This is a genomic window from Peribacillus asahii, assembly GCF_003570725.1.
Classification (GTDB): Bacteria; Bacillota; Bacilli; order Bacillales; family DSM-1321; genus Peribacillus; species Peribacillus asahii.
In genome coordinates this window covers 89210-110120 of record NZ_QWVS01000015.1, presented here as the reverse complement: position 1 = coordinate 110120, position 20911 = coordinate 89210, and the positions used below count along the sequence as shown (strand labels likewise).

General features: G+C 38.4%; 17 protein-coding genes. 15 read left to right on the top strand and 2 right to left on the bottom strand.

Annotated elements, in window-relative coordinates; genetic code table 11:
- The first annotated feature begins 41 nt into the window (after positions 1 to 41).
- The 7 genes from ystJ to D1953_RS08955 all read left to right on the top strand — a co-directional run bounded on the left by ystJ (position 42) and on the right by D1953_RS08955 (position 7455).
- A complete protein-coding gene (gene ystJ, locus D1953_RS08985) occupies positions 42 to 1283 on the top strand; it encodes an NADP-dependent malic enzyme (RefSeq protein WP_119116842.1) in 1242 nt (413 codons plus the stop codon).
- 5 nt (positions 1284 to 1288) lie between these two features.
- Entirely contained in the window at positions 1289 to 1918 is a 630-nt protein-coding gene (locus D1953_RS08980) for a FadR/GntR family transcriptional regulator (RefSeq protein ID WP_119116968.1), read from the top strand.
- Positions 1919 to 2007: 89 nt separating this feature from the next.
- Positions 2008 to 2871, top strand: coding sequence for an acetyl-CoA carboxylase, carboxyltransferase subunit beta (gene accD, locus D1953_RS08975; RefSeq protein ID WP_119116841.1), 864 nt, complete (start codon positions 2008 to 2010; stop codon positions 2869 to 2871).
- Positions 2868 to 3878: an acetyl-CoA carboxylase carboxyltransferase subunit alpha gene (locus tag D1953_RS08970; RefSeq protein WP_119116840.1), complete on the top strand. Its 1011-nt coding sequence runs from the start codon at positions 2868 to 2870 to the stop codon at positions 3876 to 3878. The genes accD and D1953_RS08970 overlap by 4 nt, the downstream gene beginning before the upstream one ends.
- A gap of 361 nt (positions 3879 to 4239) precedes the next feature.
- On the top strand, positions 4240 to 5199 hold the full coding sequence (gene pfkA, locus D1953_RS08965; protein ID WP_119116839.1) for a 6-phosphofructokinase: 960 nt from the start codon (positions 4240 to 4242) through the stop codon (positions 5197 to 5199).
- A gap of 34 nt (positions 5200 to 5233) precedes the next feature.
- Positions 5234 to 6994, top strand: coding sequence for a pyruvate kinase (gene pyk, locus D1953_RS08960; RefSeq protein ID WP_119116838.1), 1761 nt, complete (start codon positions 5234 to 5236; stop codon positions 6992 to 6994).
- 71 nt (positions 6995 to 7065) lie between these two features.
- A complete protein-coding gene (locus D1953_RS08955) occupies positions 7066 to 7455 on the top strand; it encodes an FxsA family protein (RefSeq protein WP_119116837.1) in 390 nt (129 codons plus the stop codon).
- Between the two features lie 146 nt (positions 7456 to 7601).
- Here the strand turns inward: D1953_RS08955 and D1953_RS08950 are convergent, their stop codons facing one another.
- Entirely contained in the window at positions 7602 to 8405 is an 804-nt protein-coding gene (locus D1953_RS08950; protein WP_119116836.1) for a UTP--glucose-1-phosphate uridylyltransferase, read from the bottom strand.
- A 298-nt stretch (positions 8406 to 8703) separates the two neighbouring features.
- On the opposite strand from D1953_RS08950, the gene D1953_RS08945 reads away from it, so the two are divergent.
- The 5 genes from D1953_RS08945 to aceA all read left to right on the top strand — a co-directional run bounded on the left by D1953_RS08945 (position 8704) and on the right by aceA (position 15896).
- Positions 8704 to 9993 carry a UDP-glucose dehydrogenase family protein gene (locus D1953_RS08945; protein ID WP_119116835.1) on the top strand — a complete coding sequence of 430 codons (1290 nt, stop codon included), beginning with the start codon at positions 8704 to 8706 and terminating at the stop codon, positions 9991 to 9993.
- Positions 9990 to 10937 carry an NAD-dependent epimerase/dehydratase family protein gene (locus D1953_RS08940; RefSeq protein ID WP_119116834.1) on the top strand — a complete coding sequence of 316 codons (948 nt, stop codon included), beginning with the start codon at positions 9990 to 9992 and terminating at the stop codon, positions 10935 to 10937. The genes D1953_RS08945 and D1953_RS08940 overlap by 4 nt, the downstream gene beginning before the upstream one ends.
- A gap of 192 nt (positions 10938 to 11129) precedes the next feature.
- Complete coding sequence (locus tag D1953_RS08935; RefSeq protein WP_245980000.1) at positions 11130 to 12230, top strand: glycosyltransferase family 4 protein; 1101 nt, start codon at positions 11130 to 11132, stop codon at positions 12228 to 12230.
- Positions 12231 to 12967: 737 nt separating this feature from the next.
- Positions 12968 to 14560, top strand: coding sequence for a malate synthase A (gene aceB / locus D1953_RS08925; protein WP_119116832.1), 1593 nt, complete (start codon positions 12968 to 12970; stop codon positions 14558 to 14560).
- Positions 14561 to 14609: 49 nt separating this feature from the next.
- The gene (gene aceA / locus D1953_RS08920; protein ID WP_119116831.1) at positions 14610 to 15896 is read left to right on the top strand and encodes an isocitrate lyase; all 1287 of its coding nucleotides are present in this window, start codon (positions 14610 to 14612) and stop codon (positions 15894 to 15896) included.
- Between the two features lie 130 nt (positions 15897 to 16026).
- Here the strand turns inward: aceA and ytvI are convergent, their stop codons facing one another.
- Positions 16027 to 17145, bottom strand: coding sequence for a sporulation integral membrane protein YtvI (ytvI, locus tag D1953_RS08915; RefSeq protein ID WP_119116830.1), 1119 nt, complete (start codon positions 17143 to 17145; stop codon positions 16027 to 16029).
- 178 nt (positions 17146 to 17323) lie between these two features.
- Between ytvI and D1953_RS08910 the strand changes: the two genes are divergently transcribed.
- The 3 genes from D1953_RS08910 to icd all read left to right on the top strand — a co-directional run bounded on the left by D1953_RS08910 (position 17324) and on the right by icd (position 20812).
- Positions 17324 to 17779: a DUF441 domain-containing protein gene (locus tag D1953_RS08910; protein WP_119116829.1), complete on the top strand. Its 456-nt coding sequence runs from the start codon at positions 17324 to 17326 to the stop codon at positions 17777 to 17779.
- Between the two features lie 497 nt (positions 17780 to 18276).
- A complete protein-coding gene (citZ, locus tag D1953_RS08905) occupies positions 18277 to 19392 on the top strand; it encodes a citrate synthase (RefSeq protein WP_119116828.1) in 1116 nt (371 codons plus the stop codon).
- A gap of 151 nt (positions 19393 to 19543) precedes the next feature.
- The gene (icd, locus tag D1953_RS08900; RefSeq protein ID WP_119116827.1) at positions 19544 to 20812 is read left to right on the top strand and encodes an NADP-dependent isocitrate dehydrogenase; all 1269 of its coding nucleotides are present in this window, start codon (positions 19544 to 19546) and stop codon (positions 20810 to 20812) included.
- The last annotated feature ends 99 nt before the right edge of the window (positions 20813 to 20911 follow it).

The window sequence follows — 20911 nt, the reverse complement described above, 5'->3', positions numbered from 1 at the left end:
ACTTTTTGATTATTGCCTAATTAGTTCAAGGAGTGAGAGCATTGACATTAAGAGAACAAGCATTGCATATGCATCGTACAAATCAAGGGAAGTTAGAGACGGTTTCAAAAGTACCAGTTCGAAATGCAGAGGATTTAAGTTTGGCATATTCTCCTGGTGTAGCGGAGCCGTGCAAAGAAATTTATGAAAAACCCGAAACCGTATATGATTATACGATGAAGGGAAATACAGTAGCGGTTGTTTCCGATGGAACGGCTGTACTTGGACTTGGAAATATTGGTCCTGAAGCTGCGATGCCTGTTATGGAAGGGAAAGCTTTATTATTTAAAAGCTTTGCCGGAGTCGATGCTTTTCCGATTTGTTTAAAAACGACTGAAGTGGATAAAATTATAGAAACTGTAAAACTACTTGAACCTACATTTGGCGGAGTGAATCTAGAGGATATTGCCGCTCCAAATTGCTTTGAGATTGAAGAAAGATTGAAGAAAGAAACAAATATTCCAATTTTTCATGATGACCAGCACGGAACTGCGATTGTGACGGTAGCAGGGTTAGTTAATGCGCTTCGTGTTGTTGGTAAATCAATGACGGAAATTAAAATTGTCGCAAATGGTGCAGGGGCAGCGGGCATTGCTATTATTAAGTTGCTCTATAGCTATGGTGTACGCGACATTATTATGTGCGATACAAAGGGTGCTATTTACGAAGGCCGAACAATAGGGATGAATGATATTAAAGAAAAAGTGGCACTTATCACAAATCGTGATAAGAAGAGGGGTTCACTTGAAGATGTAATCAAAGGGGCAGATGTATTTATAGGTGTTTCTGCTGCAGGGGCACTAACAAAAGAAATGGTTGAGTCAATGAATGTCGATCCGATTATTTTTGCGATGGCAAATCCTGATCCAGAAATTTTACCGGCTGACGCTAAAGCAGCAGGTGCAAAAGTGGTTGGGACGGGACGCTCAGATTTCCCGAATCAAGTAAATAATGTGCTTGCTTTCCCAGGAATTTTCCGCGGTGCGCTTGATGTACGTGCAACGCATATTAACGAGAAAATGAAGGTAGCAGCTGTTCACGCGATTGCCGGTTTAGTAGAAGATCATGAGCTTAATCCGGATTATGTAATTCCTAGACCATTCGATGAACGAGTGGCACCTGAAGTAGCGGCTGCGGTAGCAAAAGCTGCAATGGAAACGGGTGTAGCAAGAATTAAAATCGATCCGGAGGAAGTAAAAGCTAAAACAAGAAAGCTTGCCCTCATTGGAAAAAGTGAGGCTTGATTTATGTGAGCAAGCAGCATTCCTCTTCCAAGGTTTATCTTGATGTAGTAGAAAATCTGCGCACTATGATTGAAGCAGATGGCCTACTTCCAGGAGATAAAATTCCTTCAGAACGTGAACTTTCAGAGCGGCTCGCTGTTGGTCGTTCTTCGGTTCGAGAAGCGTTACGTGCATTAGAGCTGTTAGGGCTTATCGAAACAAGACGCGGAGAAGGGACTTTTATTAAAGATTTCCAGGAGCATAAATTAGTAGAGCTTCTGGGAACATTTTTTTTACAAAATAATAAAGTAAATGAAGATCTAGTAGAGACGAGGAATCTAATCGAAATCGATTGTTTACGAGTAATAATAGCCCATGCCATAGATGATGAGATTGAACAACTCATACGTTGGGCTGAAAAAAACGATTTTAGTGATGAAGATTTTTTCTTAAAAGTTGCGATGTGTAATCGTAACCGGTTACTAGAGAGAATTTGGCGAATTGTTAATAGTTATGCAAAAGCATCGACCTTTTCTGATACGAAAGTGAGTAAGCAAGCATATGAAACACTGCTTGAATATGTGAGAAAACGTGATGAAAATCAAGTTGTTGCAACATACATATCTCTTATCAGAAATATGTCGAAGAGCGAGTGACAAGATGTTACACAGTTTTTAGTACGATTCTGATACAGTATTAGGACAAGATCGATGCATAGACTAGGCGGTAAAGGGAGGATTCCAGCTTGCTTAAAGAGCTATTTATAAAATCCAAGAAGAAGTATGCAACAATTCCAGTTGACCGTGAGCAGCAAGATGTTCCGGCTGGGATTATGATCAAATGCCCCAACTGTAAAAAAATCATGTATACGAAAGAATTAGTGAAGAATCAGAAAGTATGTCTGTACTGTGAATATCATCATCCTATGTCGTCTTTTGAGAGAATTGCAAGTTTGTTTGACGAGGGAAGTTTTACAGAATATGATCAAGAAATGATTTCTGTCAATCCGCTTGAATTTCCGGACTATCTTGAAAAAGTAGAGAAAGACCGAAAGAAAGCAAATATTAACGAAGCGGTTGTGACAGGAGTAGGTACGATTAATGGGCACACAATTTCCGCGGCGATTATGGATTCTAACTTCAGGATGGGGAGTATGGGTTCTGTTGTCGGTGAAAAAATTACAAGAGCTATTGAGCGAGCGGCTGAACGGAATATTCCGTTTATTATTTTTACCGCTTCAGGTGGTGCCCGAATGCAAGAAGGCGTACTAAGTTTAATGCAAATGGCTAAAACAAGTGCGGCTTTAAAAATGTTCAGCGATAAAGGTGGACTCATTATTTCGATTATGACTCACCCGACAACAGGTGGTGTGTCGGCAAGCTTTGCTTCACTTGGCGATATTAATTTAGCCGAACCAGGAGCGTTAATTGGTTTTGCTGGACGACGAATTATTGAGCAGACCATTCGCGAGGAGTTGCCAGAAGACTTCCAAACGGCAGAATTTCTATTAAAGCATGGTCAATTGGATGCCGTTGTTTCGCGACTGGAATTAAAAGAAACCTTAACGACCATTCTTAAAATCCATACTCCAGGTGGTGAGTGGCAATGATTGGTGAATTAGAATTTGAACGTCCAGTCAATCAATTGCGCAGTAAAATTGAAGAATTAAAAGAATTAACGAAAAACGCCGATGTTGATTTATCGAATGAAATTGCGAAATTAGAAGAGCGCCTGGCGAAATTAGAAAATGATGTTTATGAAAATATGAAACCGTGGGATCGTGTTCAAATTGCTAGACATCCGGCACGACCAACAACGCTTGAATATATTTCATTGATTTTCGAAAACTTTATTGAACTGCATGGTGATCGTTGCTATGGAGATGATGAGGCCATTGTGGCTGGAATTGCACAGTTTAATGGACAGCCAGTGACGGTAATTGGTCATCAACGAGGAAAAGATACAAAAGAAAATATTCGTCGAAACTTTGGGATGCCACACCCAGAAGGTTATCGTAAAGCATTGCGCTTAATGAAACAGGCGGAGAAATTCCGTCGTCCGATTATTTGTTTTATTGACACAAAAGGAGCTTATCCAGGTAAAGCAGCTGAAGAGCGAGGACAAAGTGAGGCAATTGCTCGGAATTTGTTTGAAATGGCAGGGTTAAAAGTACCTATTATTTGTGTCGTAATCGGTGAAGGAGGAAGTGGCGGAGCCTTAGCACTTGGTGTGGGCGATCGTATTTATATGCTGGAGAATTCAACATATTCGGTTATTTCACCTGAGGGAGCGGCATCTATTCTATGGAAAGATGCTACTCAAGCAAAACGTGCTGCAGAATCGATGCAAATTACAGCTCCGGATTTATATCGTTTAGGTGTGATTGATGAAATTATTCCTGAGATTAAAGGCGGCGCTCATCGGAATATGAATGAACAAGCAGAGGCGATTCAAGCTGTTTTAGAGCGCGCATTCAAAGATCTTCTTCCTTTGGATAGTGAAGAGCTTATTCATCAGAGGTATGTTAAATACAAGAAAATTGGTGAATATACGTTTACTGAAAAGAAACAACAGTCAGTGGCGGAAACAAAAGTTGAAGAACAATATACTAATTAATAGGAGCGTGTCGTCTTGGACGGCACGTCTTTTTTTAAGGATTTGTGTATGCTTGGGTGTGATTAACAAGCTGATTTAATACAGCCTTGTTTAAAGAAACAAGAAAGAAACTTCTCAACACGTTTTGTTATCTAGCTTCGCCGGCTAAATCACTGTGAACAAGAGGAGAGTCTTTAAAAGGCAAAAAGCGCCTTGAGGGGGTTTTTACCTGATCTGAACGAGCCGGTTTTGCTTTTTGTAATTTCGTGTAAATCTTTTTTCGTTTGACTTCAATTTCTCCTAAGGGTAATGTAGGCTTAAAGCATTATGATTAATGATTAAGTAGAAAATGACACGTTTAAATGATGAAGAGGTGAGAAGAATGAAGAAGATAGGCGTATTAACAAGCGGAGGAGATTCTCCAGGTATGAATGCGGCTGTTCGCGCGGTTGTTCGGAAGGCGATTTATCATAATCTTGAAGTATATGGAATTTATCATGGCTATCAAGGATTGATTGAAGGGGATATCAAGAAATTAGAATTAGGATCAGTTGGTGATATTATTCATCGTGGAGGCACGATTCTACATACAGCTCGTTGCAAAGAATTTCAAACAGAAGCAGGCCAGCTAAAAGCCATTGAACAGTTGAAGAAATTAGAGATTGAAGGCATTGTTATTATCGGTGGAGACGGGTCTTATCGAGGGGCTCAAGCATTGACAGAGAAAGGATATCCTTGTATTGGTGTACCAGGAACAATTGATAATGATATTCCTGGCACTGATTTTACGATTGGGTTTGATACCGCCTTAAACACGGTCATTGATGCAATTGATAAAATTCGGGATACAGCGACTTCACATGAACGTACATATGTGATTGAAGTAATGGGACGAGATGCGGGAGATATTGCTTTATGGGCAGGGCTTGCCGGCGGGGCGGAAACCATCCTATGTCCAGAATATGATTACGATATGGAAGAGCTTGTCGCAAAGCTCCATCGCGGTCATGAACGAGGAAAGAAACACAGTATTATTATTGTTGCAGAAGGTGTTGGCAGCGGTGTTGATATTGCAAAAGAAATCCAAGAAAAAGCAGGGTTTGAAACACGTGTTACCGTATTAGGACATGTACAACGCGGTGGTTCGCCATCTGCGCGTGATCGAGTGCTGGCGAGTCGATTAGGAGCTCGAGCTGTAGAACTTTTGATGGAAGGTCAAGGCGGTAAAGCGGTTGGAATTGAAAAGAATAAGTTAGTCGATTATGATATTATGGAAGCATTGGCAAAGAAACACACAATTGATAAAAAAATGTACGATTTATCGGCTGAATTGTCGATATAATCCTTGTTTGAATTATGAAGGGGGTAACATTATTATGCGTAAAACGAAAATCGTATGTACAATTGGTCCAGCAAGTGAAAGTATAGAGAAGCTTATTCAGCTTATTGAAGGGGGAATGAATGTAGCAAGGCTTAACTTTTCCCATGGTAATCATGAAGAGCATGCAGTCAGAATTCGTAATATTCGTGAAGCTGAAAAGCAAACAGGCAAAAATGTAGCGATTTTATTAGATACAAAAGGGCCGGAAATCCGCACCCATAATATGGAGAATGATGCAATTGAATTAAAGGCTGGTTCGACTATCACTATTTCAATGACAGAAGTGCTTGGAACGCCAGAAAAATTCTCAATTACATATGAAGGATTACTTCATGACGTATCCGTTGGTTCAAAAATTTTGTTAGACGATGGTTTAATTGGTCTTGAAGTTATAAGCATTGATGAAGTTGAAAAAGAAATACATACAAAAGTTTTAAATAGCGGTACATTAAAAAATAAAAAAGGGGTTAATGTCCCAGGTGTGTCTGTAAAGTTACCGGGTATTACTGAAAAAGACGAACAAGATATTATGTTCGGGATTGAACAAGGTGTAGATTTTATCGCTGCTTCTTTCGTTCGCCGAGCTTCAGACGTACTTGAAGTACGAGAACTATTACAGAAAAATGATGGCACACGCATTCATATTATTCCTAAAATTGAAAATCAAGAAGGTGTCGACCGTATTGATGAAATTTTAGAAGTGTCAGATGGCTTAATGGTTGCGCGTGGTGATTTGGGTGTTGAAATTCCAGCAGAAGAAGTACCGCTTGTGCAAAAGGAATTGATTCACAAATGTAACGAACTTGGAAAGCCTGTTATTACAGCTACGCAAATGTTAGACTCCATGCAGCGGAACCCTCGTCCTACACGTGCAGAGGCTAGTGATGTAGCTAATGCGATTTTTGATGGAACAGATGCGATTATGTTATCTGGGGAAACAGCAGCTGGACTGTATCCTGTTGAAGCTGTTCAAACGATGCATAATATTGCATCTCGTACAGAGACAGCGCTTAATTACCGTGACATTTTATCAAAGAGGAGCAAAGTTCACCGACATCAAGTAACAGAAGCTATTAGCCAATCTGTAGCACATACTGCTCATAATTTAGAGGTCGGCGCGATTATTACACCTACAGAAAGTGGTCATACAGCACGCATGATTTCAAAGTATCGTCCGAAAGCACCAATCATTGCGGTGACGGCTCATGAGCATGTTGTAAGACGTTTAGCATTAGTTTGGGGTGTATATCCGCAAATGGGACCTAGAGCGAATACGACAGATGAAATGCTTCAAATTGCCATTGACGAAAGCTTACATTCTGGCTTAGTGTCTCATGGAGATTTGGTTGTCATTACAGCAGGGGTGCCAGTCGGTGAGAAGGGTACAACGAATTTAATTAAAATTCATTTATTAGGAGATTCTTTATTGAAAGCACAAGGTATCGGACGGAAAGCAGCGAAAGGAAATGTTGTCATTGCAAAAACAGCGGCTGAAGCTTTGGAGAAAGTAACAGAAGGCTCTGTATTAGTAACAATTGGTTCTGACCGCGAAATGATGCCAGCGATTGAAAAGTGTGTCGCGTTAATTACAGAAGAGGGCGGTTTAACGAGCCATGCTGCAGTTGTTGGCGTTAACCTTGGTATTCCGGTGATTGTTGGGGCGGAAGAGGCAACGAAGATTTTAACAGAAGGTCAAAGCATTACAGTAGATGCTAGCCGAGGCGTTATTTACGATGGAGACTCACGGGTTTTGTAATATGATATTTTCGCTTGTTGAAGTAATAGGAGGTATAATGTAGTTATATACATTGTGCTGGAGGAATGTACATGAAATATATGTTGTTTTTACTCATTGCGTTGCCGGTCGTTGAAATTGCCATCCTATTGTTAAGTGGTCATTTAATTGGTATATGGCCAACGCTTCTTTTGATAATCATTACGGGCATATTCGGTGTGTTTTTAGCGAAACGACAAGGAGTAGAAACATTGCGTAAAGCGCAGGAGCAAATGCGCTATGGTTCGATGCCAGGGCATGAAATCATCGACGGCATCTGTATTTTAATCGGTGGTATTTTTCTGCTCTTACCTGGTTTTGTATCAGATATTATCGGGATTATCTTACTGCTGCCATTTACACGCAATTTGTTTAAACCGCTTGTTATTGGCTTTATTATGAATAGAATGAATCGAGGAAGAAATATTATTCGTTATAAATAATTTAAGAAATCATATAAGTTGATGAAATCGCATCTCTAAAGCAGCGATAAATATCCTGCCCTTATCACAACAATAAGGGGCAGGAAAGCTGCTTTGGAGGTGCTTTTTGTCTTGTAGAAGGAACACTTATAGGGGATAAATGTAATTCATTCATGTTTTTGATTAAAAACATAATTTTGTATAGCGAGATAATCAGCTGTTGATCCGATGTCATATCTAGTGCCTGACAGGACTTTTCCGTGGCACTTGTCCTCTTGAAGAATCTTTTTAATAGCATCTGTTAATTGAATTTCTCCTCCAATGCTTGGCTCTAGATTTTCTAACGCTTCCATAATGGAGGGGGTAAATATATAACGGCCGACTACAGCGAGGTTGGATGGGGCATTTTGTTGCGGTTTTTCTATAATATTTACAAGTTCATAGAGGTCTGGAGCTACAGGTTTACCATCAATGACCCCATAATTTTTTAAAAATTGCTCCTCTACTTTTGTTAAACCAATCACATGACTATTTTCTTTCTCATATATGTCTATTAACTCTTTTAATCCGCCGCCAACGATAATATCATCCGGAAGCAGTACGGCAAACGCATCGTTCCCTACGAAATGTTTCCCAAGACGAACGGCATCACCAAGTCCTTTTGCAGATGATTGCCGGGTGTAAACAATTTGAATATCAGGGATGTTTAATTGAGGTAATAAGAACTCTTTATTTGCCTTTTTTAGAAACATTTCTAATTCTAACGAATGATCAAAATAGTCTACGATTAAGTTTTTGGAGCGTGAGACAATGATTAAGATTTGCTCAATACCAGCTGAAATGGCTTCTTCTACGACATACTGGATGGAAGGCTTGTCTCCGATAGGGAACATTTCTTTTGGGATTACCTTTGTAACTGGTAGGCTCCTTGTACCAAAACCGGCAGCGGGTATAATGGCCTTTTTAATCATGAGTACACCGACCTTCTTGTCTTAAATTTCTATATAGTATTCCGAGTTTTGTAAGTTGGTACTTCCTTAAGTAAATTCAGGCATCTGTCTTAATTATTTGCGCAGTACAATATTTTTATTTGTTTTAGCTCATTTTAGCGGTGATGAAGCGAGCCGGAGATTGTTTGATTAGCATCTAAACATAGTTAGTCGAGATAGTATAACCGTCTAAATTCAGCCCTTTTTAGACAGATGGATAGTCAAGCTACCTCTTTAGTTAATAGGATACATAGAAGTTGTCGGAAAGGAGAAAGTAGACATGGAAATATGTGTAGTAGGGGCTGGGTATGTCGGGTTAACATCGGCTGCTGTACTCGCAGATTGTGGCCATTCTGTTTGCTGTGTAGATACAAATAGAGAGAAGATACAATTGCTGAATCAAGGAGAGGTACCTATCTTTGAACCAGGTTTAAAAGAATTAATTACGAATAATAGAAGTCGGTTAACTTTTAGTAACTCTGTTATAGAAAATATAGGGAAATATCCAGTTATTTTTATTGCTGTTGGAACTCCTTCAGCTCCAGATGGTCAAACAGATTTAACATACGTTAATTCAGTTGTTGACTTGATTGCTCATTCTATTACTTCTTATAAAACGATTATTACAAAAAGTACTGTACCCCCTGGGACAAATGAAGGGATTTTTCATAAGTTGATTGAAAAAGGTGTGAATCCGCAATTATTTAATATTGTCTCAAACCCTGAATTTTTGCGAGAGGGTACAGCAATTGCTGACATGTTACATGCTGATAAGATTGTAGTAGGGAAACAAAAGGATGATCAAAGGTCTCTCGATATTATAAAAGAAATTTATCAAAAAATAGATGCTCCATATATTGTTACGACATTATCCGGGGCGGAAATGATTAAGTATGCGTCTAATGCTTTTTTAGCTACAAAAATCTCGTTTATAAATGAGATTGCTAGGATTTGTGATAAGTATGAGGTTAATGTTGAGGATGTGAGAAAAGGGATTGGTTTAGATCCGAGAATTAATCCACATTTTTTACAATCAGGGCTTGGTTATGGCGGCTCATGTTTTCCGAAGGATGTTCGTTCTTTAGAACACAGTGCATTAAAGAAAAAGGTAACACCGATTATTTTACAGGCTGTTCAATCGGTGAATTACACACAAGTGGACTACTATATAGAAAAACTATTAACAGTTATTCCGGGCTTTACTGAAATGACGGTTGCTGTTTTAGGAATTGCTTTTAAGCCGCAGACAGATGATACAAGGTATTCACCAGCTGTGCAGTTGATTGAAAGATTAAGCGCTATGAACCCTATGGTGCATACGTATGATCCGAAAGCTCGCCTTCCGTTTGCTAAAAAAGAGAATGTAATTCAATATGAAAATATCACCCAAGCTATTACCGGAGCGGACTGCATCATTATCGCTACTGACTGGGATGAATTTAAACAGCTGGACTGGGTGGAAATAAAAAAATTAATGAACGGTCATTGCATAGTCGATGCTAGAAACTGTATTGACCCAGAGTCTGTCGAGCAATGTGGATTAAGATATATTGGAGTGGCTCGCTCATGAAAATATTAGTTACGGGTGCTGCAGGATTTATTGGTTCTCATCTATGCGAAAAGCTACTAACAGATCCGGGGAATGAAGTGGTCGGAGTGGATACATTTATCGGGCCGACACCTAGAGAGTTAAAACAATACAACGTACAAAACCTCTTGCAACAGTCGCGATTTCAATTAACAGAAGCAGATTTATTAACCGTTGATTTAAAGAGCATGCTTTCTGGTGTTGATGTGGTTTATCATTTAGCCGGAATGCCAGGTGTCCGCTCGAGTTGGGGAAAAGATTTTGATCCTTATGTTACGAACAATATTTTAGTGACCCAACGTCTTTTAGAAGCCGCGAAAGACCTACCTCTTAAAAAATTTATCTATGCTTCAACATCCTCTGTGTATGGTGAAAAAGTAGGAAAAGTAACAGAAGATGCCTATCTTACACCTCTTTCTCCATATGGAATTACAAAGCTTACAGGAGAGCATTTATGTCATGTGTATTTGAGAAGTTATAACGTTCCTGTTGTAACGGTCCGGTTCTTTACTGTATATGGGCCGAGACAGCGTCCTGATATGGCGTTCCATCGATTTATTGCTCAAATTCTTAAAGGAGAACCAGTAACGATTTTTGGAGATGGAAACCAATCAAGAGATTTTACCTATATAAGTGACTGTATTGATGGGATTTTTCCTCTTGCTTACCAGGAAGGATTGATTGGCCAGACAATTAATATCGGTGGAAAGGAACGAGCGACTGTTAATGAAGTAATTGCTCTAATTGAACAAATGACAGGAAAACAAGCAAGGTTTCACTATTCGGAAACTGTTAGTGGAGAACCACGTCATACATGGGCTGATATTTCTAATGCGCAAAAGCTATTAGGCTATAACCCAAATATTTCTTTAAAAGAGGGTTTGGCTAAAGAAGTAGATTATATCCGCTTTGTATATCAGATATGAGGAAGCGGACAGCATAGTCTTTGGAAAAGTCATAGATTAACAGTCAAATAAAAGAATCATTAACATATTTTAATATGAAGTCTGTTTTTTTACTAATCATCATGTTATAGAAAGGAGATGTTCGACATTAAGATTGCATTCATTTGTACGGAAATGCTGACCGTTCCCCCATTAAGAGGGGGAGCGATTCAAGTGCTTATCGATGGAGTGACGCCTCACTTAAGTCAAAATCATGATTTGACGATATTCTGTATTACAGACCCTGACCTTCCTGACCGAGAAATCGTAAATGGTGTAGAGTATATTCGAGTTTCCCGTGAGAATTATGTTTTCAATGTGGCTCGAGAGTTATCAAAAAAACAAGTAAATCAAGAATATTACGATGTTATACATGTATTCAATCGTCCTCGTGATGTTCTTATCTATAAGACTGCCATGTCAAAGAGTCGGTTTGTATTGAGTCTTCATAATGAAATGTTTAAAGAAAATAAAATCTCTACAGAAATGGGAAATTTGGTTATTAGAGCTACGGATAAAATTATGACGATTAGCGAGTATATTGGAACAACGATTACCGCTCGCTTCCCATTAGCAAAAAGTAAGGTGAAGGCTGTCTATTCAGGAGTTGATTTTAAAAAATATAAACCAATTTGGAGTGAGGAGGTACAAAATTCACGAAAGGAAATGCGTCAGAAGTATGGGGTAGAGGATAAGCAAGTGATTTTATTTGTTGGTCGCTTAAGTCCTGTAAAAGGTCCTGATATCCTTTTAAAAGCAATGAAGGGAGTTTTCAAAAAACAGCATAATGCTGTATTAGTAATCGTAGGAAGTAAATGGTTTAGTGATGATACAATTGATGAGTACGGATTAAAGCTGCGTCAGCTTGCTGAATCGTTAGGTGAGAATAAGGTCATTTTTACTGGCTTTTTGCCTCCAAGCGAAATTCCTGTTCATTTTTTGATTGGAGATCTTTTTGTATGTAGTTCCCAGTGGCAGGAGCCCCTTGCCCGTGTTCATTATGAAGCAATGGGTGCTGGATTACCGGTTATTACGACGAATCGCGGTGGGAACACAGAGATTGTTAACCATCTTCATAATGGAATTGTTATCGATGATTATTCGAATCCTGAGGCGTTTACGGATGCTATTTCCTATTTATTATCGAATAAGAAAGAAGCAGACTCTATTGGGAAAGCGGGCCGGAAGTTTGTGGAATCAAACCATGGGTTTGAGCATGTAACCAAACGTTTGGAAGATCTTTATACAGCTGCTATGAAAATAAAAAAGTCTTAGGAGGGCATCTAAATCAATACGATAGCTTCAGAAGTGGTAAAAAGCTTAATCGCTTACTATCCTGTTGAAGTAATGATGAAAGAGGTTCCATTTGATGAGAATCATACTGCATTTATGGTACATACAATTGATTATTTAAGAGACAATGGTATTCATATGCCAAGTGTCAGTAGAACTCATTTGGGAGAAGAATTTTTGAAGATAAATGGTTAGTGTTTTGTCGTCTTTGAAGCGGTTCATGGAAGAACAACAAAATATAAGTATGAGAATGAATTGTTGATGGAATGACTGCTAGAAAGGAAAAGACCCGAGAGGAAGTATCTCAGGTCTTTTCTTTTGCGAATCAATATATGCCCTTTGGCTAGTCGTATGACACATCTTTCTTTAATGAGTAGCTGTGTTATAGAACACTATTGATGAACAATATTGTTTAACAAAGCAGAATTGTTTAATAAAGTGGATTTATATTTTTTATTACATAAAGTTACAAATTTGGATATACACTTTAAATTTATTCGAAAATTCGATATATTTAGGAAAGATAGAAAACGAAATGTGTCGCAAAATATTGATATATAAAGGTTTTGGTCGGTCTATTCTTCCATAAAAATAATTTATTATAAATTTTTAGAAAAAAGTGGTGACAAATACCAAGAGTGTGTTATATAATACAAACAAGGGAAAGGAAAACTGTATTATAACATGAGGGGAGCTCCGAAGGGATGTGAGAAAGCGATATGGTTACCAAAGTAGCGAGTCTAGAAATTATTGGGGAGATGAAACCTGGCTTTGATGAAATTCTTACACCGGAAGCACTACAATTTATTGAAAAAATTGAACGCTATTTCGGTCCGAGAAGAAAAGAACTTTTAGAAAGACGCATGAAAGTTCAGGAAGAAATCGACCAAGGTAAAGTACCTCAATTTCTAGAAGAAACCAAACATATCCGTGAAGATAACTGGACGATTGATCCACTGCCGAAAGATCTTCAAGATCGCCGTGTAGAAATCACTGGACCAGTTGAGCGGAAAATGATAATCGATGCTTTGAACTCAGGTGCTAATCTTTTCATAGCTGATTTTGAAGATGCGAATTCGCCTACATGGTCGAATTGCATTGAAGGTCAAATCAATTTACGAGATGCAGTTCGTCGAACGATTACCTTCGAAAATTCAGATGGGAAGTTCTGTAAACTAAACGAAAAAACAGCTGTCTTAACAGTAAGACCTAGAGGATGGCATTTAGAAGAGAAGCATGTGCTTTTAAATGGCCAACCGATTTCAGCCAGCCTTTTCGATTTTGGACTCTATTTCTTTCACAATGCAAAAGCATTGCTGGAAAAAGGGACAGCACCATACTTTTATCTTCCCAAATTGGAGAATCATCTTGAAGCGAGACTATGGAATGATGTGTTCGTTTATGCACAAAATGATTTAAAAATCCCACAAAGTACAATTAAAGCAACTGTACTAATCGAAACAATTTTAGCTGCTTTTGAAATGGATGAGATTCTATATGAATTGAAAGAACATTCAGCTGGCTTGAATAGTGGGCGATGGGATTACATATTCAGCTTCTTGAAAAAATTCCGTCACTATAATCATGGTATTTTCCCGGATAGGGCACAAGTTACGATGACAGTACCGAATATGAGAGCATATTCCTTGCTCGTAATTCAAACATGTCACAACCGAAATGCTCCGGCAATCGGTGAAATGGCTGCACAAATTCCAGTGAAAGGTGATGTCGAAAAGAACGATAAAGCTTTTGCTATAGTGCGTGCAGACAAAGAACGTGAAGCGAGAGATGGGTATGATGGAACATGGGTAGCCCACCCTAGCATGGTCAGTATTGTAAAAGAAGTATTTGACTTGCTTGTTCAAAAACCCAACCAAATCTATCGTAAACGTGAGGATATACAAATAAAAGCAGAGGACTTACTAGAAGTCCCAACAGGAACGATCACTGAAAGTGGTTTACGTACTAACATTAATGTTGGTATTCAATATATTGCTTCTTGGTTATGCGGTCGAGGAGCGGTTCCTATTCACGATTTAATGGAAGATGCCGCGACAGCAGAAATTTCAAGAGCGCAAGTATGGCAATGGATTCATCATCCGAAAGGGATTCTTGAGGATGGTCGAGACATTACAAGTGAGCTATTCAAATCGATCCAACAAGAAGAATTAGAAAACATCAAAGCGGAAATAGGGGAAGCAGCATTCGCAACAGGGAAATTCATCGAAGCCGCCAAGCTGTTTGAAGAATTGAGTTTAGCTGATGACTTTGCCGATTTTTTAACAAATCCGGCATATGAACACCTTTCATAGTAGTTAAATAGTTTCATAATTTTATATAAAAATTAGGAGGAATTTAATCATGAGAGAAGAAAGAGCAAAACAATTACAACAAAGCTGGGAAAACGATGCAAGATGGAAAGGGATTACTCGCCCTTATTCTGCTGAAGATGTTATCAAATTAAGAGGATCAATCGATATTGAACATACATTAGCTCGTCGTGGGTCAGAAAAATTATGGAATCTTCTTCATACAGAAGATTACATTAACGCACTTGGTGCACTTACAGGTAACCAAGCAATGCAACAAGTAAAAGCTGGTTTAAAAGCAATTTACTTAAGCGGTTGGCAAGTGGCTGCGGATGCAAACCTTGCTGGTCAAATGTACCCTGACCAAAGCTTGTACCCAGCAAACTCTGTACCACAAGTAGTAAAGCGTATTAACCAAACATTACAACGTGCTGACCAAATCTCTTACTCTGAAGGAAATACAGACATCGATTGGTTCGCACCAATTGTTGCCGATGCAGAAGCTGGTTTCGGTGGAGCACTTAACGTATTCGAATTAATGAAAGGTATGATTGAAGCAGGTGCTTCAGGCGTTCACTTCGAAGACCAACTTTCTTCTGAGAAAAAATGTGGTCACTTAGGTGGGAAAGTTCTTCTACCAACTCAAACAGCTGTACGTAACTTAATCTCTGCTCGTTTAGCTGCGGACGTAATGGGTACACCAACAATCTTAATCGCACGTACAGATGCTGACGCTGCAGATTTAATTACTGATGATATCGATCCAGCTGATCGTCCGTTCATCACTGGTGAACGTACACCAGAAGGATTCTACCGTACAAAAGCTGGTCTTGATCAAGCGATTGCTCGTGGTCTTGCTTATGCACCATATGCTGACCTTATCTGGTGTGAAACGTCTGAGCCGAACCTTGAAGAAGCTCGTCGCTTTGCTGAGGCAATTCATGAGAAATTCCCTGGTAAATTACTTGCTTATAACTGTTCACCATCATTCAACTGGAAAGCTAAACTTAGCGATGAAGAAATTGCTAACTACCAAAAAGAAATCGGTAAGTTAGGATACAAATTCCAATTCGTTACACTTGCTGGTTTCCACTCATTAAACCACAGCATGTTCAATCTTGCTTTAGGTTACAAAGAGCGCGGAATGGCGGCTTACTCAGAGCTTCAACAAGCTGAATTCGCAAGTGAAAAAGACGGTTACACAGCAACTCGTCACCAACGTGAAGTTGGAACTGGTTACTTTGATGAAGTAGCACAAGTTGTATCTGGTGGAACGTCTTCTACAACAGCACTTGCTGGTTCAACAGAGGCGGAACAATTTCAAACAACTAATAAATAATGATGAATGGTAATCTTGCCTACTAATTATAGTAGTGAAGAATGAACTACTATGTCGTGTCTATTACCTTACTCACAAAGGAATAGTATGTATTGAAGTAAGGGCGTAACTCTATTGTAGAGTGAACCCCTTACTCTTTTTTTGATCCAATAATAAATGTCCAAATTTCAGTAAACACGTTGGCACGCTGCAAGGTGTTAATTATCACAAGGATGATTGGACCGATAATTAATCCTAAAAAGCCAATTAATTTATACCCAATAAATAGAGAAATAAGTGTAGCTAATGGATCAATACCGATGCTTGAAGAAAGAACTTTCGGTTCAATGAGTTGCCGTTGTACAACGACGATGATATACAGGACAGCAAGCCCAATGGCAAAACTAACATCTCCAGTCATTACTTCATAAATCATCCAAGGAATAAAGATAGTCCCCGTTCCTAAATAGGGAATAATGTCAATGAAACCACAAATTAAGGCAATTGTAATAGAATAGTTTACTCGCATAATTAATAACCCAATTAAAATGGTAATCGTTGTTAAAGAAATCAATGTGCATTGAGCGCGGACAAAGCCAAATAAAGCTCGTTTCAGATCATGGACCACTCTTTTTGCACGAGAAGACACTTTATAAGGCAGAAATTTAGCCGTTAATCCTCCAAGACGATGCCAATCTTTACTAATAAAAAAAGTAGCCATTAAGGAAAAAATAAGTGCTGTTATTGTATTTGGAAACCACCCAAGAATAGCTGGGATATTTTTTAAAATAAATTGAATAAATTCGCTGACGGCTGTAGTGATAGATTGGCCAATCTGTTGAACATTTTCCATGATTGTATCCTGTTGGGCAACATCTAGTCTGTTGAACAAGGTGGCGGTTTCATTATAAAAAGGAATAATGGTTTGAGCGATGAAGTTTTCGATGAATGTAACAAAGGTTTCAATATGTGTTGGAAGTACACTTGCTAAATAAGTTGTACCGGAGACCATTTCAATAATAAGTAATGTAAGAAGTCCAGCTAAGGCAGAAAAGATAAGCAAAAGAGAGAGTAATACAGCAAGGCTTCTTGGCAATCGTGCCTTTTTCTCAAGAAGGGTAACGAGCGGATTCATAAAGAAGGCCAATATGACGGCGATGATGAATGGGTAGGTATAAGTTGATAAATAAAAAAGAGCCGTACAGCCTAAACTAATTAATGCAATGACGAAGAAACATCGAATAAAACGATAAAGATAGACGGAATTCAAAGCTTCTCCCCCTTATAAAATATTTGTATTATATAATTGTAACGATAGGAAGAAAAATTGGAAAGTTTTAACTGGCGAAGCGAGTAGATTTTTCGGTTGCTTCATCTAAGGAATTTTTGAAAAACACACTTTTTTGTTATGTTGAAATAATAATTTAAGGGAAGCAAGGAGAGAGTGAATGGGTCCGATTTTGTTTTTACTGTTGCTTGGAATTATTGGCTGGCTTGGCAAGAATACATCGCTAATGGTTGCGGCAGGCTTTTTGTTATTGATGAAATTGTTTATGCTGGACACAAAAATATTCCCTTATTTAGAGGGAAAGGGAATTAACCTGGGAGTTACAATCATCACGATTGCCGTATTAGTTCCAATTGCAAGCGGTGCGATTGGCTTTAAGGAATTAGGAGAAGCCATTAAGTCTCCTTATGCTTGGATTGCTCTTATATCTGGAGTCGCTGTTGCTTTAATCGCTAAAAACGGATTAACGTTATTACAGCATGATCCACATATTACGACGGCGCTTGTTTTAGGTACAATTCTAGCTGTTGCTTTATTCAAAGGTGTGGCAGTGGGCCCGTTAATAGGGGCTGGAATCGCTTATATATGCATGAAATTGTTTGATTTTATGAACTAATAAAAAATAATGGGGATACTTTAGGAGCATACGGAATCATTCATTTGACTGGCTTTAAACAACAATTTATGAAGCGGGAAAGGCAGAATATGGGTGAGCTTTTCTAATAAAATAATAATTTTTTCACAATTTCAATGCTTTTCATTCCCAAAAAAGTGATTATTGTTTATAATAAACATGTAACTGCTGAAAAATGATAAATAAGCGTCCGAATTATTTTAATGGATGCGAAGATTACTTGTAAGCGTTTCAGGCAGTTATTGATCAAGCGCTCGCTAGGAAAAGTAAAACGCATATTTGATTTTTAGAAAACGGCAAGTGAACGATAGGTAGAATACATAGCATAGTCTATCTTTAATGTGAACGCTTTCAATAAGAAGGCGAGGTTTTTCTAAAATGTATATGGGCGGTTATATACTTCCTTTTTAGAGGCGCTATATTTATACGCAATAAGTAATGGGCATAGGGGAATATTTTTAAAAAAGGAGAGATTTAATATGACAGCAACAAAAGGTCTAGAAGGTATTGTAGCAGCAACTTCATCTGTTAGTTCAATTATCGACGATACATTAACTTATGTAGGTTATAACATCGATGATTTAGCAGAAAATGCAACATTTGAAGAAGTAATCTACCTATTATGGCATAAAAAATTACCAAATAAAGCTCAATTAGAAGAGTTAACACAACAACTTGCTGACAACGCAGAAGTTCCAGCAGAAGTTCTTAACCACTTCAAATCATACCCAATCGATAAAGTTCACCCAATGGGAGCTCTTCGTACGGCAATCTCTTTACTTGCACTTTATGATGAAGAAGCTGATGTAATGAGCGACGAAGCTAACTATCGTAAAGCAATCCGCATTCAAGCGAAAATCCCAACAGTTGTAACTGCATTCTCACGTGTTCGTAAAGGTTTAGATCCAGTTGCTCCACGTTCTGATTTAAGCTTTGCTGCGAACTTCTTATACATGCTTAGTGGAGAAGAGCCATCTGCAATCGCAGAAGAAGCATTCAACAAAGCGTTAGTTTTACATGCTGACCATGAATTAAACGCTTCTACATTCACTGCACGTGTATGTGTAGCTACACTTTCTGATATCTATTCTGGTATCACATCTGCTATCGGAGCTCTTAAAGGACCTCTACACGGCGGAGCAAACGAGCAAGTTATGAAAATGCTTACAGAAATCGGTTCTGTTGAAAATGTTGAGCCTTACATCAACGCAAAATTAGCAAATAAAGAAAAAATCATGGGCTTTGGACACCGTGTATACCGTAAAGGTGACCCACGTGCGCCACACCTTAAAGTAATGTCACAAAAATTAACTGAGCTTACTGGTCAACCAGAATACTACGAAATGTCTGTTAAAATTCATGAATTAGTAACTGGTCAGAAAAATCTACCACCAAACGTAGATTTCTATTCTGCATCTGTATACCACAGCTTAGATATCGAGCATGACCTATTTACGCCAATCTTTGCTGTAAGTCGTACGTCTGGTTGGATCGCTCACATCCTTGAGCAATATGCAAACAACCGCTTAATTCGTCCACGTGCAGAGTACAATGGACCAGGTATGCAAAAATACGTACCAGTTGATGAACGATAAAATTTTTTAATAAAATACAATTTTTTTAAAAAATTTGTTTAATATTTCGACTGATTTGTAGTAAATTAATACATGTGAGTAAAAAAAGGTTAGCTGGCTCGCCAATTTGGAAAGAGCCACTAACCTTTGAATTTGAACCGGAGGTATAGACATGACACAAGGACAAAAAATCACAGTTACAAACGGAGTACTTAACGTACCAAACAATCCAGTAGTACCATTTATCGAAGGTGACGGAATCGGTCCTGATATTTGGGCAGCAGCTGTACGCGTATTAGACGCAGCAGTAGAAAAAGCATACAATGGCGAAAAGAAAATCGAATGGAAAGAAGTTCTTGCTGGGGAAAAAGCATTCAACCAAACTGGCGAATGGCTTCCACAAGAAACTCTTGATGTAATCAACGAGTATCTAATCGCTATTAAAGGACCTCTTACAACTCCAATTGGTGGCGGAATTCGTTCATTGAACGTTGCATTACGTCAACAATTAGACTTATTCGTATGTCTACGTCCAGTACGTTACTTTGAAGGTGTACCTTCACCAGTTAAACGTCCTGAAGACACTGACATGGTAATCTTCCGTGAAAACACAGAAGATATCTATGCTGGTATTGAATATGCACAAGGTTCTGAAGAAGTTAAAAAATTAATTTCTTTCTTACAAAATGAATTTGGTGTAAACAAAATCCGTTTCCCAGAAACTTCTGGTATCGGTATTAAACCAGTATCTGAAGAAGGTACAAAACGTCTTGTTCGCTCTGCACTTAACTATGCAATCAAAGAAGGACGTAAATCTTTAACTTTAGTTCATAAAGGTAACATCATGAAATTTACAGAAGGCGCATTCAAAAACTGGGGTTATGAAGTAGCAGAAACTGAATTCGCTGATAAAGTATTCACTTGGAACCAATATGACAAAATTAAAGAAGCTGAAGGCACTGACGCTGCAAACAAAGCACAAGCTGCTGCTGAAGCTGAAGGTAAAATCATCGTAAAAGATTCTATCGCTGATATCTTCTTACAACAAATCTTAACTCGTCCAAAAGAGTTTGATGTAGTAGCTACAATGAACCTTAACGGTGACTACATCTCTGATGCACTAGCTGCACAAGTTGGTGGTATTGGTATCGCTCCAGGAGCTAACATCAACTACGAAACTGGACACGCTATTTTCGAAGCTACTCACGGAACAGCTCCAAAATACGCTGGTCTTGATAAAGTTAACCCATCTTCAGTTCTTCTTTCAGGTGTACTTTTACTTGAACACCTTGGTTGGAATGAAGCAGCGAAAAGCATTACAGCTTCAGTAGAAAAAACAATTGCTTCTAAAGTTGTAACATATGACTTCGCTCGTCTAATGGAAGGCGCTACAGAAGTTAAATGCTCTGAGTTCGCTGACGAATTAATCAAAAATCTTTAATTCTTAATTTAAATACATCTTATGAAAAAAGCAGCTAATTTATAGCTGCTTTTTTTAATGTACAATCGTATATATAGCATTGCTTTATCTGGGAAAATT